The 16,181-nt window shown below is 69.7% G+C and carries 14 protein-coding genes; 6 read left to right on the top strand and 8 right to left on the bottom strand.

Annotated features, from left to right (window positions below; all coding sequences use genetic code 11):
* Positions 1-3: 3 nt before the first annotated feature.
* The 5 genes from M6G65_RS20435 to M6G65_RS20455 form a co-directional block, all read right to left on the bottom strand.
* Positions 4-1,182, bottom strand: coding sequence for a malate--CoA ligase subunit beta (locus tag M6G65_RS20435; protein WP_238196753.1), 1,179 nt, complete (start codon positions 1,180-1,182; stop codon positions 4-6).
* Between the two features lie 554 nt (positions 1,183-1,736).
* Entirely contained in the window at positions 1,737-2,378 is a 642-nt protein-coding gene (gene fchA / locus M6G65_RS20440; RefSeq protein WP_238196752.1) for a methenyltetrahydrofolate cyclohydrolase, read from the bottom strand.
* Between the two features lie 10 nt (positions 2,379-2,388).
* Complete coding sequence (locus tag M6G65_RS20445; RefSeq protein WP_238196751.1) at positions 2,389-3,252, bottom strand: NADP-dependent methylenetetrahydromethanopterin/methylenetetrahydrofolate dehydrogenase; 864 nt, start codon at positions 3,250-3,252, stop codon at positions 2,389-2,391.
* Between the two features lie 182 nt (positions 3,253-3,434).
* Complete coding sequence (locus M6G65_RS20450) at positions 3,435-4,379, bottom strand: D-2-hydroxyacid dehydrogenase (protein ID WP_250102801.1); 945 nt, start codon at positions 4,377-4,379, stop codon at positions 3,435-3,437.
* A gap of 103 nt (positions 4,380-4,482) precedes the next feature.
* On the bottom strand, positions 4,483-5,691 hold the full coding sequence (locus M6G65_RS20455) for an aminotransferase class V-fold PLP-dependent enzyme (protein WP_250102802.1): 1,209 nt from the start codon (positions 5,689-5,691) through the stop codon (positions 4,483-4,485).
* Positions 5,692-6,208: 517 nt separating this feature from the next.
* On the opposite strand from M6G65_RS20455, the gene M6G65_RS20460 reads away from it, so the two are divergent.
* The 3 genes from M6G65_RS20460 (at position 6,209) to rnhB (ending at position 8,801) form a co-directional block, all read left to right on the top strand.
* Entirely contained in the window at positions 6,209-7,024 is an 816-nt protein-coding gene (locus M6G65_RS20460) for a UDP-2,3-diacylglucosamine diphosphatase (protein WP_250102803.1), read from the top strand.
* A gap of 11 nt (positions 7,025-7,035) precedes the next feature.
* Positions 7,036-8,082, top strand: coding sequence for a glycosyltransferase family 4 protein (locus M6G65_RS20465; RefSeq protein ID WP_250102804.1), 1,047 nt, complete (start codon positions 7,036-7,038; stop codon positions 8,080-8,082).
* Between the two features lie 116 nt (positions 8,083-8,198).
* On the top strand, positions 8,199-8,801 hold the full coding sequence (gene rnhB / locus M6G65_RS20470; RefSeq protein ID WP_238196854.1) for a ribonuclease HII: 603 nt from the start codon (positions 8,199-8,201) through the stop codon (positions 8,799-8,801).
* Positions 8,802-8,811: 10 nt separating this feature from the next.
* On the opposite strand, the gene M6G65_RS20475 is transcribed toward rnhB, so the two are convergent.
* A complete protein-coding gene (locus M6G65_RS20475; protein WP_250102805.1) occupies positions 8,812-10,857 on the bottom strand; it encodes a methyl-accepting chemotaxis protein in 2,046 nt (681 codons plus the stop codon).
* A 418-nt stretch (positions 10,858-11,275) separates the two neighbouring features.
* Positions 11,276-12,391 (bottom strand): PA0069 family radical SAM protein, encoded by a 1,116-nt coding sequence (locus M6G65_RS20480; protein WP_238196746.1) that lies wholly within the window; start codon positions 12,389-12,391, stop codon positions 11,276-11,278.
* Between the two features lie 165 nt (positions 12,392-12,556).
* Here M6G65_RS20480 and M6G65_RS20485 point away from each other — a divergent pair, with 165 nt between their 5' ends.
* On the top strand, positions 12,557-13,075 hold the full coding sequence (locus M6G65_RS20485; protein ID WP_238196745.1) for a hypothetical protein: 519 nt from the start codon (positions 12,557-12,559) through the stop codon (positions 13,073-13,075).
* Between the two features lie 134 nt (positions 13,076-13,209).
* Positions 13,210-14,658: an amino acid permease gene (locus tag M6G65_RS20490; RefSeq protein ID WP_250102806.1), complete on the top strand. Its 1,449-nt coding sequence runs from the start codon at positions 13,210-13,212 to the stop codon at positions 14,656-14,658.
* A 148-nt stretch (positions 14,659-14,806) separates the two neighbouring features.
* On the opposite strand, the gene moaB is transcribed toward M6G65_RS20490, so the two are convergent.
* Entirely contained in the window at positions 14,807-15,364 is a 558-nt protein-coding gene (gene moaB, locus M6G65_RS20495) for a molybdenum cofactor biosynthesis protein B (protein ID WP_238196743.1), read from the bottom strand.
* 136 nt (positions 15,365-15,500) lie between these two features.
* On the opposite strand from moaB, the gene maiA reads away from it, so the two are divergent.
* Positions 15,501-16,148, top strand: coding sequence for a maleylacetoacetate isomerase (maiA, locus tag M6G65_RS20500; protein WP_238196742.1), 648 nt, complete (start codon positions 15,501-15,503; stop codon positions 16,146-16,148).
* Positions 16,149-16,181: the final 33 nt, after the last annotated feature.

The following is a 16,181-nucleotide window of genomic DNA, read 5'->3' on the forward strand; positions in this document are numbered from 1 at the left end:
TTTTTAGTGCTGCGTCTTGGCGGCGGAGCAGGCGTCGACCGCCTTCTTGGCCGCCTCCGCCAGGGTGTCGGCGGTGATCAGGTCGAGGCCGCTCTCGGCCAGGATCTTCTTGCCCGCCTCCACATTCGTGCCGGCCAGCCGCACCACCAGCGGCACGTCGATCTTGACCTCGCGGGCGGCCTGCACGACGCCCTCGGCGACCCAGTCGCAGCGGTTGATGCCGGCGAAGATGTTGACGAGGATCGCCTTCACGTTGCGGTCCGACAGGACCAGCCGGAACGCCGTCGCGACGCGTTCCGGAGAAGCACCACCACCGACATCCAAGAAATTCGCCGGCTCGCCGCCCGCGTGCTTGATCATGTCCATGGTGGCCATGGCCAGCCCGGCGCCGTTGACGATGCAGCCGATCTCCCCCTCAAGGCCGATGTAGCTGAGGTTGTGCTCGGCGGCCTGGGCCTCGCGGGGGTCGCCCTGGGACGGGTCGTGCATGTCGGCGATGCCCGGCCGACGGAACAGGGCGTTGTCGTCGAAGCTCATCTTGGCATCGAGCGCCAGCACCCGGTCGTCCTTGGTGACGACGAGCGGGTTGATCTCCAGCATGGTGCCGTCGCAGTCGCGGAACGCCCGGTAGGCGTTCATGATCGTCTTCACCGCGGCCGAGACCTGCTTGATGTTGAGGCCGAGCTGGAAGGCGATCTCCCGCGCCTGGAACTGCTGCAGGCCGACCGCCGGCTCGACCACCACCTGGATGAGCGAGTCCGGCTCCTTGGCGGCGATCTCCTCGATATCCATGCCGCCGCGCTGGCTGGCGATGACCCGGACGCGCTCGGCCTTCCGGTCCAGCACGTAGCCGAGGTAGAGCTCGCGCTCGAACGGGTCGGCGGTCTCCACGTAGACGCGCTGCACCGGCTTGCCCTCGGGGCCGGTCTGGTGGGTGACGAGGCGCTTGCCGAGGAGGTCCTTGGCGGCGTCGCGGACCTCGTTGTAGGTCCGGCACAGCTTGATGCCGCCGGCCTTGCCGCGGGCGCCGGCGTGGATCTGCGCCTTGACGGCCCAGAACGAGCCGCCGAGCTCGGTGGCCGCGTAGACCGCCTGATCCGGGCTGAACGCGATGGCCCCTTTCGGGACGGCCACGCCGAAGCTCGCGAGCAGCTCCTTGGCCTGATACTCGTGGACGTCCATTCGGCGTCTCCTCCGCGGTTCGTTGCCGCCGTTGACGCCCTTCACTTTAGTTGAGTCGAAAGATTACGCCCGTCAAATTTTTTAAGCGGCTGATTGATCGAGACTTTTTCGCGGCCGCAGCACGGATCGTATTCGATGCTGCACCGCGACATACAGAAAAACAACGAGGCCGGGGGCACGATGCACCCGGCCTCGACTGTAGATCCAGAACCGAACCCGTCCCTTGCCGTCATCCCGGGGCCGGGCAGCGGAACCGGACATCCAGAGCCGCCGACGCGGCAAGGTCGTGCACGGCTGGCGCTTCTGGATTCCGGGCTCGCCTGCGGCGCCCCGGAATGACGGCGTGGGCCATCACCTGAGGGCAGCGTCGTCGCGGCCTAGGCTGCCCCTCGCCGTCATCCCGGGGCCGCGCAGCGGAGCCCGGGATCCAGAGCCGCCGACGCGCCAAGATCATCCACCAGCAGCGGTTTTGGGTTGCCCGCCTCCGGCGTGCCCCTACGGGTCCGGGCTCGCCTGCGTCTCCCCGGAACGACGGGGAGAGCCGTGTGCCCCTCTCAGTTTACCTTGGCTTTCACGACCGCGTAGACCTTCTCGGTCAGCGCACCGGCCTCCGAGAGCAGATCTTCGAGTTCCTTCAGCCGCTCGTCGGCGAACTCGCGGTCCTCGAGGCCCTTGGCGTTCACGTAGACGTTGAGGGCCGCGCTGCGCAGGCCGGCATAGGCGGACAGCACCGCCACGCCGGCATCCGACACGACGTTGAGGTTGCCCTTGTCGGCCGTGACCGCCGCGAGGTCGATTACCGCGCGGCAGGCCCGGCAGCAGGCGAGCGGCACGTCGCAGGCTGTCTTGAGCGCGGCCTGGATCTTCTCGGCCCGGGCCGCCTTCTCGTCATCGGTGGCCTTGGGCAGGCCGTAGGCGCCCATCACGGCGTCGAAGGCCTGGACGTCCTCCCCGATCATGCCGGTGAGCACGACCCGCAGGCCCTCGGACTTGGCCAGGACCTCATTCAGCTCGGCCTCGACCTCGACGTACTTCTTCTTGCCGATGGTGAGGTTGCAGACCATCGACACCAGGGCCGCGCCCATGGCGCCGGAGATCGCCGCCGCGCCGCCGCCCCCGGGGGTGGGGGCGGCACTCGCCAGCTCCGTCAGGAATTTCTCGATGCTGTCGGTCTCGGGGCGATGCGTCTCGGTCACCGGCGCCTCCTCAGGCCATGGTCTTGGCGAGGGCGTAGATCTCCTCGGCGTCGAGCACCTTGTCGGTGCTGTCGAAGAGCTGGCCGACGCAGGCCCGGTGCAGCTTGAGCTTCAGGCCGCCGATGCCGAGAGCGCCGAAGGCCTGCTTGCCGTTGCGCTCCTTGCCCTTGTCCATCACGTCGATGCCGCCGATGCCGGTCGGGGGCTGGGCGTTGTAGTCGGCGACGAACTCGATCGACGATTCCTGCGCCCAGGCCGCTTCCGGCAGCAGCTCGACGCCGATGGCGCCGGCGGTGAACACGAGGTTCGTGCCCTTCACCAGGGCGACGCGGGAGGCCTCGTCGGGGGTCGCGGCGGCCTTCACGTTGACCTTGAAGCGCTTGTTGATCTGGTCCGCGGCGGCCTGGGTCTTGTCCAGCGCGCGGCCCGCGATGGTGACCTCGGCGCCCTCGCCGGCGAGGAGCGCGGCCGAGCGCATGCCGACCGGCCCGGTGCCCGCCAGCACGACGGCCTTCTTGCCCTGGAGCGAGCCCGCGGCCTTGGCCACCAGGGCAACGCCCGCGGCGGCCGTGGTGTTGGAGCCGTTGGAATCGAGCATCACCGAGACCCTGAACGGGCCGAAGAACCGCTTCTTGACCGCGGTGAACAGCTCTTCGCCGGCCGCCATGCTGCCGCCGCCGACGAAGATCGCCGTCGACTTCTTCTCGGAGCCGCCGCGGGTGTAGATCGTGCCGTCCACGAGCGCGCCGACATTGTCGGGATTGACGCCGCCGTAGCCGGTGATGTGGTCGGCACCGCCGTCGTAGCCGACCACCGTGTCGAACACGTTCGGAACCGCATCGGTGTCGAACAGGAACAGCAGCTTCTTGGTCATGTCTTAACCTCGGCCCAGGATGGGCATCATCACGTCAGGGACATCCACCCCGTCATTCCGGGGCCGCGGAGCGGAGCCCGGAATCCAGACGCACAGGTGGTTCTCGGCCGACACCGTCGGCGCAACTGGGTTCCGGGCTCGCCTGCGGCGCCCCGGAACGACGGCGTGCGATCTGCGCCGCCTCAGCTCTCGACCACGTTCTGCGGCTTGCCCGCCACGAACGCCTCGACGTTGTCGACGAGCTGATCGGCCAGGATCTGCATCGCCTCCTTGCTGGCCCAGGCCACGTGCGGCGTGACGATCAGGTTCGGCAGGTCGGCGTCGCACAGGATGTTGCCGTCCTTGGGCGGCTCCTGCGCCACCACGTCGAAGCCGGCGCCCGCGATCGTGCCGTCCTTGAGCGCTTCGAGCAGGGCCGCCTCGTCCACCAGCCCACCCCGGGCCGTGTTGATGAGGATGGCGCTCTTCTTCATCTTCTTGAGCTCGGCGGCGCCGATCATACCCTTGGTGTCGGGGGTCAGCGGCACGTGCAGCGTGATCACGTCGGACTGCGTCAGGATTGTCTCGAAGTCGGCGAGCCCGTCCTGCGGGAACACGTCGTAGGCGAGGACCTTCATGCCGAGTGCCTCGGCGCGCTTGGCGATCGACTTGCCCAGCGCCCCGTAGCCGACGATGCCGAGCGTCGAGCCGGCGATGTCGTAGATCGGATAGTCGAAGTAGCAGAACTGCTTCGACTTCGCCCAATCGCCGCGCCGGACCGAGTTGGCGTAGGGCACGATCGCCCGGCGCAGGGCGAACATCAGCCCGACCACGTGCTCCGGCACGGTGTTGAACGCGTAGTTGCGGATGTTGACGACGGTAATGCCCTGCTGTTTGGCCTGGGCCTTGTCGACCACGTCGGTGCCGGTGGCGGCCACCGCGATCAGCTTCAGGTCGGGCAGCTGCTTCAGCGTCTCGGCCCGCATCGGGACCTTGTTGATCAGCGCGATCTCCGCCCCCTGGAGGCGGGAGACGATCTCTTCCGGCGTCCAGGTCGACTCGTGCTCGACGTATTCATGCGGGAAGTTGAACGGTCGGACCCTGGCGTCGAGGGATTCACGATCCAGGAACACGATCTTCTTGGTCATAGAACCCCTCTCGGACGACGGGCGGTTTCCTCGATAGTCTTGGTCTTACTTGCGCGTCGGGGCGGGCCCGGCAACCCGGTCCCGCCCCGATCGCGTGCGCCGATCACGCCTTATGCAGCGGATTCTCGCGCAGGTAGCTGGAGGCGGCGGCGACGCCCGAACCCGGCGTGACCTTGATGCCGCAATCGAGCATGGCCATCTCGGCGCCCGCGATGGCGCCCAGCAGCGACAGCTCGTTCAGGTCGCCCAGGTGGCCGATGCGGAACACCTTGCCGGCGACTTTCGACAGGCCGGCGCCCAGCGAGAGGTTGTAGCGCTCGTAGGCGTGGGTGATCACCTTGGCGGCGTCGGCGCCCTCCGGCACCACGATCGCCGTGACCGTGTCGGAGTTCCACTTCGGCTCCTTGGCGCAGGGCTTGAGGCCCCAGGCCGCCACGGCCTGGCGGGTCGCCTCGGCGAGCACGTGATGGCGGTGGTAGACGTTCTCCAGCCCCTCTTCCTTCACGATCGCCAGGGCCTCGCGCAGGCCGTAGAGCAGCGGCAGGACGGGGGTGTAGGGGAAGTAGCCGGTGGCGTTGGCGGCCAGCTGGTCCTTCCAGGCGAAGTAGGCGTGGCCGAGCCGGTCGTTGCGGCCGGTGCCGCCCTCGGCGATCTTAAGCGCCTTCGGGCTGATGCAGATCAGGCCGAGGCCGGCCGGCAGCATGAAGCCCTTCTGCGAGCCCGCGATGGCGCAATCGACCTTCCAGTCGTCCATGTAGAACGGCAGCGAGCCGATCGGCGAGATGCCGTCCACGAACAGCAGCGCCGGGTGGCCGGCGGCGTCGATCGCCCTGCGCACCGCGCCGATGTCGCTGGTGACGCCCGTGGCGGTCTCGTTGTGGACGACCATCACGGCCTTGATGGCGTGATCCTTGTCGGCCCGGAGCGCCTCCTCGATCTTCTGCGGATCGGCGCCGGCGCCCCACTCCTCCTCCTGAACGACCACGTCGAGGCCGAGGCGCTGGGCCATGTCGACCCACAGGTGGCTGAACTGGCCGTAGCGGGCGGTGAGCACCTTGTCGCCGCGGCAGAGGGTGTTGGACAGGGCCGATTCCCAGATGCCGGTGCCCGAGGACGGGAACAGGATGACCGTCCCGTTGGTCGAGCCGAACACCATCTTGGAGTCCTGCAGGAGCGGCTTCACCAGCTCGGGGAAGCTCGGCGAGCGGTGATCCTCGGACTGCACGTGCATGGCGCGCAGGACGCGCTCCGGGATGTTGGTGGGACCCGGGATGAAGAGGTGGTTGCGACCGGGGCGCCGGGTTGCGGCCATGATGTTTCCTCCGAAAAGTCCATTGTGGGCGAGCGTGAACCCGCGCCGGGTTGTTCAAGCGTCCTCAGGGAGCCGGTCCGGCGCCGTCGAAAGCGGCTCGCGCCGCACCCCCTCGAACGCCATCCTCTGCCGTGATCGGGGGGCCTCCGCGGAGCGGCAGGCGGCCTCACGCCGCTCGCGTCGCGGCACGCCCCCGCGCGCCGGTCGCCTCCGAAATGCCGTCCCGTCCAACGGCCTCAGGGCCGTCCTCGCCGCCTTCCTGTCAAGGTCCGGCCGAGCTCGTGCCGAGCCGCCGGTTCCTGGTATTATGAGGCGGCGAGCCCGGAAAGGAAAACCGGAAAAACTTCCGGAACTTGGCAAAAAAATTTTTTGTGCGCCGCAACGAAGATGATCTCGGGTTGAGAGGCGTCGCGGCACCGCACCAGCGCTGGCTCCGCCGCCTAGGACCCGCGTCATCAAACTGAGATGCGATCGCGCTCTGGATCCTGGCACCGTACAGCCGCCGGGAGAGGGTACCGTGGCCGAGGTTGAGGAGATGCCGGTCCGGGTTCGGACGCTGTTCCTGTCCGACCTGCATCTCGGCACGCGCGGCTGCCGTGCCGGGCTGCTGCTGTCGTTCCTGAAGGATTACGACGCCGATACGATCTACCTCGTCGGCGACATCGTGGATGGCTGGCAGCTGCGCTCCGGATGGTACTGGCCGCAGGAGCACAACGACGTCGTGCAGAAGCTCCTGCGCAAGGTCCGCAAGGGGACCCGCATCGTCTACCTGCCGGGCAACCACGACGAGTTCCTGCGCGACTATGTCGGCACCAATTTCGGCGGGATCGAGCTGGCGGAGACCGCGATCCACGAGGCGGCCGACGGCCGGCGCTACCTCGTGATCCACGGCGACCAGTTCGACATGGTGGTGCGCCACTCGCGCTGGCTCGCCCATCTCGGCGACGGTGCCTACACGCTGGCTTTGTCCCTCAACACCGTGATCAACAAGGCGCGGCGGCGCCTCGGCCTGTCCTACTGGTCGCTCTCCGCCTGGGCGAAGCTGCGCGTGAAGAACGCCGTCAGCTTCATCGGCCGCTTCGAGACGATCCTGGCCGACGAGGCGCGCCGGCAGGGCGCCGACGGCGTGATCTGCGGCCACATCCACCATGCGGCCGACCGGCCGATCGGCGATCTGCGCTACCTCAACACCGGCGACTGGGTCGAATCCTGCACCGGCTTGGTCGAGCACTACGACGGTCGCATCGAGGTGCTGCACTATCCGAGCGTCCTGCGGGCGCGCAGGGCCGAGAGCGTCCCGGACACGCTGCCGGGCCGGCGCGCCGTGGCGTGAGGTCACCGCCCGTGAAGCTCCTCATCGCCAGCGATGCCTGGCACCCGCAGGTGAACGGCGTGGTGCGCTCCCTGGAGCAGATGGTGTGGCGCGCGCCGGAGCACGGCTTCGAGACGGCCTTGCTGACGGTCGCGGATTTCCGCTCGCTGCCCCTGCCGGGCTATCCGGAGATCCGCCTCGCCTATGCCGGGCGGGAGCGGGTGGCCGCGCGCTGGAACGCGGAGCGGCCGACCCACGTCCACATCGCGACCGAAGGGCCCGTGGGCACGGCGGCCCGGCGCTACTGCCTCGCCCATGCGCTGCCCTTCACCACGAGCTACCACACGCGCTTCCCCGAGTACCTCGCAGCCCGGGCCCCCGTGCCGGAGGCTTGGTCCTACGCCTATCTGCGCCGCTTCCACGGCGCCGCCCGGGGCACGATGGTCAGCACCGCCTCGCTGCAGGGCGAGCTGGCGGCAAGGGGCTTCGGCCGGCTGATGCGCTGGACCCGCGGCGTCGATACCGCGCGATTCCGGCCCGCCGAGCCCGGCGCCCCGCTCCCGGCGGACCTCGTCGGACTGCCTCGGCCGCTGTTCCTCTATGTCGGGCGGCTCGCTGTGGAGAAGAACGTCGCGGCCTTCCTGAGCCTCGATCTGCCGGGCACCAAGGTCGTCGTGGGCGACGGCCCGGACCGGGCGCGGCTCCAGGCGCTGGCGCCCGGAGCACGGTTCCTCGGCACTCGGACCGGCGCGGACCTCTCGGCGGTCTACGCAGCCTGCGACGTCTTCGTTTTCCCGAGCCTCACCGACACGTTCGGCATCGTGCTTCTCGAGGCCCTGGCCAGCGGGCTGCCGGTGGCGGCCTTCCCGGTGCCGGGACCGAACGACGTCGTCGGCGGCACCCGCGTCGGGGTGCTCGACCGGGATCTGCGGGCCGCCTCGCTCGCGGCCCTCGACCTGTCGCGCGCCGAATGCCGGGCCGAGGCCCTGCGCTGCGGCTGGGACGAGAGCGCCCGCCAGTTTTTCGGCAACATCGTCGAGGCGCATGGCGGTGTGCAGGGGACCCGGGACGCCGCCTGACCGGTGACGGCGCCCGCGCGGGATGGCAGGAGAAGGCCATGCCGCCTCCCCGGAAGTCCCCCGCCCGGAAGTCCCCTGCCCTAAAGTCTCCTGCCGGGAAGCCGCCCGCCACGACGATGCCGTTCGATCCGGCCCGCGCGGCCGAGTACCCCGCCGTCATCGGCTGCGACGAGGTCGGGCGCGGCGCGCTGTGCGGGCCCGTGGTGGTGGCAGCGGTCTGGTTCGATCCCGTGGCGCTCCCACCGGATCTGCTCGCCGCCCTGGACGACAGCAAGCGCGTGCCCGAGCCGGTCCGCGCGCGGCTGGCGCCGCTGATCCGCGCCCATGGGCGCGTCGCGGTGGCGGCGGGCTCCCGGGCGCTGATCGACCGGATCAACATCCGCGCCGCCACCCTCGACGCGATGGCGCGCGCAGTGGCCCGCCTCGGGCTCGACGCGCCGGTCCTGGTCGACGGGCGCGATGCCCTGCCGGGCCTGCCGGGCCTGCCGGGCCGCGCGGTGGTCGGCGGCGACAGGCTGGTCCCGCAGATCGCCGCCGCCTCTATCGTCGCCAAGGTGTTTCGCGACGACCTGATGCGGCGCTTGGCCGAGCGCCATCCCGGCTACGGCTGGGAGCGCAACGTCGGCTACGGCACGGCAATCCACCGCGTCGGCCTGACGAAGCTCGGCCGGAGCCCGCATCACCGGCTCAGCTTCACCCGCGGGTTCGGCCCGGCCTGACCGGTCGGGTTCACGCGGCCCGGACGCTTGCCAGGAACCGATCGACCTCGGCCGCGAGCTGCTCGGACTGGCGCGACAGCGCGGTGGCCGCGGTGAGCACGTGATCGGCCGCGCGGCCCGTCTGGTCGGCCGCGTTCGCCACGCCGGTGATGTTGCCGGTGACCTCCTGCGTCCCCGCATTGGCCTGTGTGATGTTGCGGACGATCTCCTGCGTGGCCGCTCCCTGCTGCTCCACCGCCGCCGCGATCGCCGCCGCCACGGCGCTGATCTCCCCGATCCGGCCGGTGATCGTGCCGATCGCATCCACCGCCTGGCCGGTCACGCTGCGGATCTCGCCAATCTGCCGGCCGATCTCCTCGGTGGCCTGGCCGGTCTGGGCGGCGAGCGCCTTCACCTCCGTGGCGACCACCGCGAAACCCCGTCCCGCCTCGCCAGCCCGCGCCGCCTCGATCGTCGCGTTGAGCGCCAGGAGATTCGTCTGCGCGGCGATGCCGGCGATCAGCTCGATCACGGCCCCGACCCGGGCGGCCGCCCCGTTGAGCGCGGCCACGAGCGTGGCGGTCTGATCGGCCTCGCCGACCGCGATCCGGGCCAGCTCGGATGAGCCCTGGACCTGACGCCCGATCTCCTGGACGGACGTCCCGAGTTCCTCGACGGCGGCCGCCACCGTCCTGACGCCGGCGGACGCCTCCTCGGCGGCGGCCGCCACGGCGTTGGACTGGCTGGCGGTCTGCTGGGCTGTGGTGGTCATCTGCCAGGCGGTGGTCTGCAGCTCGGCCGCGGAGCCGGAGACTTGCGCGACGATGCCGGACACCGCCTGCTCGAAGCCCTGCGCCAGGGCGTCGGTGGCCGACCGGCGCTGCGCCTCCGCGGCGAGGCGGGCCGCATCGGCCTCCGCTTCCAGCGCCCGGGTCCGGATCAGGTTGTCCTTGAACACCTGGACAGCCGCCGCGATCGCGCCGATCTCGTCCCGCCGATTTTGGGCCGGGATGGCGACAGTGGCGTCGCCGGCCGCGAGAGCCCGCATGGCTTGAATCATGGTCTGGATCGGCCGAATCACGCGCCGGAAGACGATCCCCGTACCGCCGATGGCCAGCACCAGAGAACCGGCGAGAAGCAGGAGCGCGAGCAGCAGCGACCGCTGCGTCGCGGCGGCGAGGGCCTCGGCGCGCTGGATCATCGCATCGAGGGCGGCGTTGGCCAGATCGGCGAGGGCGGCTCCGTCGGCGATGTTGCCTGCCCGCAGCGCCTTCACCCCGATGCCGGGTGGCCTGCCCGCGCTCAGCGCCTCGGTCAGGACAACGCGCCGTGCGGCCGCCTCACCCTCGAAATTCCGGGCCCGGGCCTCCTGAAAGGCGAGCCTGATCGTGTCGGGCAGGTCGGCGCCGATCGCATCGGCGACCTCGGACCACGCCGCGAAGAGCCGCGCCCGCTCCTCGGCAGCCGCGACGATCTCGGCCTGGGACCAGCCCGTCCCGGCTGCTACCGCCGTCTCGATCCGGACCCAGGATATCCCGAACGCGATTCGGGTGGCCCAGGCCGCCCGCTTGATCTCGAGATAGCGCTCGACGGCCGCATCCTGCCGCGGAAGGACGGTATCCACCGCCTTGTTGGTTGCCGCCAGGGCCTGGAGGAGCGCGGCGCTGACCGCCTCCACATTCTGCCGGATCGTGGCGTTGCGCTGGGTCTTCGGCACCGCGGCAGCCGCCTCGACCTGCGGCCACAAGGCTGCCAGAGCCTCCTGCGCGCGCCGCAGCGGCTCCAGCGTGACCTGCACCGCCGGCATGTCGAGGGTGCCAACGAGGGCCCAGAGCGCGGTCTCGCCGTCGATTCGGGCACGGTGATCCGACTGGAAGGCGGTGTTGTCGGCCTCGGAGATCGGGTTCTCGTCGGCCAGCAGCCTCAGGGCCGTGCCGCGCTCCGTCCGTGTCGCGACGATCGAGCGGAGCAGGGCGCGGCTCGCCTGCGACAGGGCGACAACCTGCTGACTGCGCAGCGTCTCCTCGCGGGCCTCCAGCAACGTGGTGGCACGCGCCACGAGCAACAGGGCGCTCATCGCAAACAGGAGAGACCCAAACGTCACACCGATAGATGAATGACCGATCCTGAACACCAGAACATCCTTTATAGATGCACGTGATCTGCCGCTGCTATAAGAGCTTATATCTTACAAGTTGTCTTTTAAATCTCAACTTTGCGCAGTAAGAACCTGAAAGCCGGCCATGTCAATCTTGTGTTGTTCATGCACTTAGACGACACAAGCTCATAAACCCCGTCGTTACATCTTATGTCTCGACCAACATCGTGGATCTTTATCGCGGACAAATTATTTTCAATGCACGGCTTCGCGTATTCGAGACAGGTTGCTCGAAGGGTGGGGCCGGGCCGGCCGGTCGTCCACCTGTCAGAGGCTCGACCTCACGAGGCTGGCCCCGTCGGACCGGGCGAGCCGACCGAAACCGATCCGCCGACCGTCAGAACAGCGCCAACTGCGCCCCCGGCTTGCGGAAGGCATCCCGGTCCAGGGCCATTCGGCCGAAGGCGAAGCCAAGCCGTGTTCCCGCGAGCCGCACCCGTTGGCCGATCATCGCCGCGTAGGCGCCCTCGCCGCGGAAGCGGTGGCCGAAACGCGGATCGTTCTCGCGGCCGCCCCGGGCCTGTGCCAGCAGCCCGAAGGTCCGGTCCTTCCGCTCGGGGTAATGCGCGGAAAACCAGTCGGCCACGAGGTCGGCGACCTCACCCGGCAGCCGGAGCAGCGCGTGGCCGATCCGGCTCGCGCCGTTCTCCCGGGCCCGGGCGAGGATCGTCTCGATCTCGGGATCGGTGAGCCCCGGGATGATCGGCGAGACGTTGACCATCACGGGCACGCCCGCCGCGCTCAAGGCGCGCATCGCAGCGAGCCGCTTATCCGGCCGCGGCGCGCGGGGATCGAGACGTCGGGCGAGGTCCGGATCGAGGGTCGGCAGCGACAGGGCGACGAGGATCAGGTTCTGCGCGGCCATTTCGGCCAGGATGTCGAGGTCGCGCAGGATGAGGTCGGATTTCGTCGTGATGCTGACCGGGTGCCGGGTCTCCCGCAGCACCTCCAAGACCGCGCGGGTGATGCGGTGCTCGCGCTCCAGCGGCTGGTAGGGATCGGTGGCCGTTCCGAGGGCGATGGTCTCGGGGCGATAGCCCGGCGCCGCCAGCTCCCGGGTGAGGAGCCGCGCGGCTTCGGGCTTGGTGACGATCCGCGATTCGAAATCGAGCCCCGGCGACAGACCGAGCCAGGCGTGGGTCGGCCGCGCGTAGCAGTAGATGCAGCCGTGCTCGCAGCCGCGATAGGGATTGACCGACCGGTCGAACGGGATGTCGGGCGACGTGTTGCGGGCGATGATGCGGGCCGAGCGCTCCGGCGTGACCTGCGTGCGCACGGGAGCCGGCGCGTCGGCTTCCCAGTCGGGATCGTGGAACACCTCATGCCGGGCCGCCGCGAAACGGCTCGTGGGATTGGCGGTGGCGCCGCGACCGCGCCGGGCGCTCTCGGGCGGCGTGCTGGGCCCGAGACGGAGCGCGACCTCGCGGGTGGATCCCCTTCTGCCATGTCCCATGCCGAGTCGCTCCCGTGTTTCACGTGGAACATAACGCGAACAAAAAACGATGCGACGCCTCATTTTCAGGCAAATCCCCAGGCAACGCGTCGCACGGTCGCGTTCGCGCCTTCGGGAGGCGGATCAATGGTTTACGGCGGCGGAAAATCGTCTAAGGGCGCGCTCATGCTCTCTGCGGTGACCTTCCTGGCCAACCCGGCCGCTCCGGACGCGATCGATCGCCTGGCCGACACGCTCAGCGTGCTCGTCTCGGGTGTCGCCGGCGGCCTGATCGGCGACGCGGTGATCGTCACCGGGAGCGGCAGCGAGGCCGTGGCGGCCGTCGCGGAGGCGACGGGCGCGACGCTGGTCCTGCACCAAGACGGCAATCCCTACGCGGCGGGCGCAGCCGCAGCCCGCCGGGACTGGATCCTGTGCCTGGAGGCCGGGGATGTTCTGGCCGAAGGCTGGATCCGGACCCTCGACCGCTTCGTCGGGACCGCCCGGCCCGAAACCGGGCTCGGCCGCCTGCAGCGCCCGGCGGCCGGTTGGCCCGCGCGCCTGATCGGCCGGATCGAGCTCGTGGCCGGCGCCCGGCAGGCCCGGGCCGGGGACGTCGTCCGGCGGGAGGCCCTGCGCGCCGGGGCGGTGTTCGCGCCGCGCCTCACGGTCCGGCCGCTGATCGCGCGGATCGACAGGGCCTGACCGGAAGAATCTTGCGCGACGCCACGTTGTTGTCGGTCCCGCCTCCTCTACAACACCCTGAACGGGGTGGAAGATTTGCCGTCTCTGCACCGCGCGAGAACGCTGACCCGCTTCCGCCCTGAAAGGATGGTGCCATGGATTCGTCGGGCCTGATGGGGCGCAAGTCGGTCGGCGACATCCTCGAGAGTGGCGAGGGCGAGCAGCAGCTCTCGAAATCGCTGGGCGCCCTCTCGATCACCGCGATGGGCATCGGCGCGATCATCGGCGCCGGCATCTTCGTCCTTACCGGCACGGCCGCCGCACAATATGCCGGGCCGGGGATCATGCTCTCCTTCATCCTCGGCGGCATCGCCTGCGCCTTCGTGGGCCTGTGCTACTCCGAGATGGCGGCGCTGATCCCGGTGGCCGGGTCGAGCTACACCTACACCTACGCGACGCTGGGCGAGTTCTTCGCGTGGCTGATCGGCTGGGACCTGATCCTCGAATACGCCATGGGGGCGGCCACCGTGGCGGTGGGCTGGTCGGGCTACGTGACCAGCATCCTCAAGGATGTCGGGATCGCGATCCCGGCGCAGTTCGCCCACGCGCCCGGCACGCCGATCGACGGCGGCGGCACCGCCCTGTTCAACCTGCCGGCGGTGCTGATCGTGGCGCTGATCACGATCCTGCTGATGCGCGGCACGAAGGAATCGGCGCGCTTCAACAACATCATGGTGGCGGTGAAGCTGACCGTCGTGGTGGCCTTCATCGCGCTGGGCTGGGGTCACGTGAACACGGCGAACTGGAGCCCGCTGATCCCGGACAACGACGGCACCTTCGGGCATTTCGGCGCCAGCGGCATCCTGCGCGGTGCGGGTGTCGTGTTCTTCGCCTTCATCGGCTTCGACGCGGTCTCGACCGCGGCCCAGGAGGCGCGCCGGCCGCAGAAGGACATGCCGATCGGCATCCTGGGCTCGCTCGCCGTCTGCACCATCCTGTACGTGCTGGTGGCGGCCGTGCTCACCGGGCTCGTGCCCTACAAGGACCTGAACGTCCCCGACCCGATCGCCAAGGGGGTCGACGTGATCGGCATCGGCTGGTTCGCGATCCTGATCAAGCTCGGGGCGCTGACCGGCCTGACCACGGTGATCCTGGTGCTGCTCTACGGCCAGAGCCGGATCTTCTTCACCATGGCCCAGGATGGCCTGCTGCCGAAGATGTTCTCCCACGTGCACCCGACCTACCAGACGCCCTATCGCAGCCAGGCGCTGATCGGGGCCATGGTCGCCCTGGTGGCCGCCCTGGTGCCGATCAACATCCTGGGCGAGATGGTCAGCATCGGGACGCTCGCCGCCTTCATCCTGGTCTGCGGCTCGGTGATCTACCTGCGGCGGACGGATCGCCACATGAAGCGCCCGTTCCGGGCGCCCGCGGTGCCGGTGGTGCCGATCCTCGGCATCCTGTTCTGCCTGCTCCTGATGATCGGCCTGCCGCTCGACACGTGGCTGCGGCTGGTCATCTGGATGGCGATCGGGCTCGTGATCTACTTCTTCTACGGCCGGAAGCACTCGGTGCTGCGCCGCAAGGAGGGGAACGCGGCGTAGCGCGCCGGGCTGGTTCCGCAGCACAGCCCCGTCTTTCCGGGGTGCCGATGGCGAGCCCGGAATCCAGAACCACCGAGCCTGCAGGTTCTGGCGGGGCGCGGCACTGGCTTCCGGGCTCCGCTGCGCGGCCTCGAGCAGACGGTTCGGGTCACACGGTGATGCTCGCCCCGCGCCGCAGGTGCTCGTCGAGCCGGGGCATGATCTCCACGAAGTTGCAGGGCCGGTGGCGGTAGTCGAGTTGCTGGGCCAGGATCCCGTCCCAGGCGTCCCGGCAAGCACCCGGCGAGCCCGGCAGGACGAAGACGTAGGTCGCCTGCGCGACCCCGGCGGTGGCCCGGGATTGCAGGGTCGAGGTGCCGATCTTGTCGTAGGAGATCCGGTGGAACACCGCCGAGAAGCCGTCCATCCGCTTCTCGAACAGCGGCTCCAGCGCCTCCGGGGTCACGTCGCGACCGGTGAAGCCGGTGCCGCCCGTGCTGATCACCACGTCGACCCCCGGGTCACGCAGCCAGCCCTCCACCTGCCCGCGGATCGCCGGGATCTCGTCGGGCACGATGGCACGGTCGGCCAGCCGGTGACCCGCCTCCGTGAGGCGTTGGGTCAGCGTATCGCCCGAGCGGTCGTCCTCAGGCCGGCGCGTGTCCGAGACGGTGAGCACCGCGATGTTGAGCGGGATGAAGCGGCGGGCGTCGGGCTGGTCGGCCATGGCGGGGTCTCTCCGGGACAGGCATCCGATATGGGCCGGCCCGATCCGGTTGTCGCCCCCGGGCCCCCGTCCCGGCTCTTGCCGCGGGGCGAAAACTCGGCTGTGCTCGTCCGGCCTCGTCGGAGATCCTGTCCCCATGCACATGTACGGCAACTGGCGCTCGGCCGCCGCCTTCCGGGTGCGGATCGCGCTCAAGCTGAAGGGCATCCCCTACGAGGAGACCTTCATCGATCTCGACGCGGGCGACCAGCACAAGCCGGAATTCCGGGCGATCAACCCGCAGGGGGCGGTGCCGGCCCTGTTCGACGACGACGGTCCGCCCCTCACCCAGTCGCTCGCGATCCTCGACTACCTGGAGGAGACGAAGGGCGGCGTGCGGCTCCTGCCCGAGGAGCCGCGGGCCCGGGCGCGGGCGCGCTCCCTGGCGCAGGTCGTCGCCTGCGACACCCACCCCCTCTACGTGCCGCGGGTGCGCACCTTCCTGATGGAGCATTACGGCCTGCCCCGGGAGCGGATGCTCGACTTTCTGCGCAACGCCTTCGAGACCGGCCTGAGGACCCTGGAGACGCGGCTCGGCACCGAGCCGGGGACCGGCCGCTATTGCCAGGGCGACGCGGTGAGCCACGCCGATCTCTGCCTCGTCAGCCTCTGGGTCGGGACCGGCATCTTCGGCATCGACACGGCGCCCTACCCGACCGTGGCGCGGATCGCAGAGGCCTGCCTCGCCCTTCCGGAGGTCGCGGCGGCACATCCCCTGCGTCAGCCCGGCGCGCCCGGCGCGTGATCCGCCACGCGCGCACTGGTCACGTGGGCGGGC

Source organism: Methylobacterium tardum (assembly GCF_023546765.1).
GTDB lineage: Bacteria > Pseudomonadota > Alphaproteobacteria > Rhizobiales > Beijerinckiaceae > Methylobacterium > Methylobacterium tardum.

Excerpts from the sequence above, each read along its gene's own strand:
- M6G65_RS20435 (WP_238196753.1), bottom strand. The coding sequence starts at position 1,182 with ATGGACGTCCACGAGTATCAGGCCAAGGAGCTGCTCGCGAGCTTCGGC.
- M6G65_RS20445 (WP_238196751.1), bottom strand. The coding sequence starts at position 3,252 with ATGACCAAGAAGCTGCTGTTCCTGTTCGACACCGATGCGGTTCCGAAC.
- M6G65_RS20450 (WP_250102801.1), bottom strand. The coding sequence starts at position 4,379 with ATGACCAAGAAGATCGTGTTCCTGGATCGTGAATCCCTCGACGCCAGG.
- M6G65_RS20455 (WP_250102802.1), bottom strand. The coding sequence starts at position 5,691 with ATGGCCGCAACCCGGCGCCCCGGTCGCAACCACCTCTTCATCCCGGGT.
- rnhB (WP_238196854.1), top strand. The coding sequence starts at position 8,199 with ATGCCGTTCGATCCGGCCCGCGCGGCCGAGTACCCCGCCGTCATCGGC.
- M6G65_RS20475 (WP_250102805.1), bottom strand. The coding sequence starts at position 10,857 with ATGAGCGCCCTGTTGCTCGTGGCGCGTGCCACCACGTTGCTGGAGGCC.
- M6G65_RS20480 (WP_238196746.1), bottom strand. The coding sequence starts at position 12,391 with ATGGGACATGGCAGAAGGGGATCCACCCGCGAGGTCGCGCTCCGTCTC.
- M6G65_RS20485 (WP_238196745.1), top strand. The coding sequence starts at position 12,557 with ATGCTCTCTGCGGTGACCTTCCTGGCCAACCCGGCCGCTCCGGACGCG.
- M6G65_RS20490 (WP_250102806.1), top strand. The coding sequence starts at position 13,210 with ATGGATTCGTCGGGCCTGATGGGGCGCAAGTCGGTCGGCGACATCCTC.
- moaB (WP_238196743.1), bottom strand. The coding sequence starts at position 15,364 with ATGGCCGACCAGCCCGACGCCCGCCGCTTCATCCCGCTCAACATCGCG.
- maiA (WP_238196742.1), top strand. The coding sequence starts at position 15,501 with ATGCACATGTACGGCAACTGGCGCTCGGCCGCCGCCTTCCGGGTGCGG.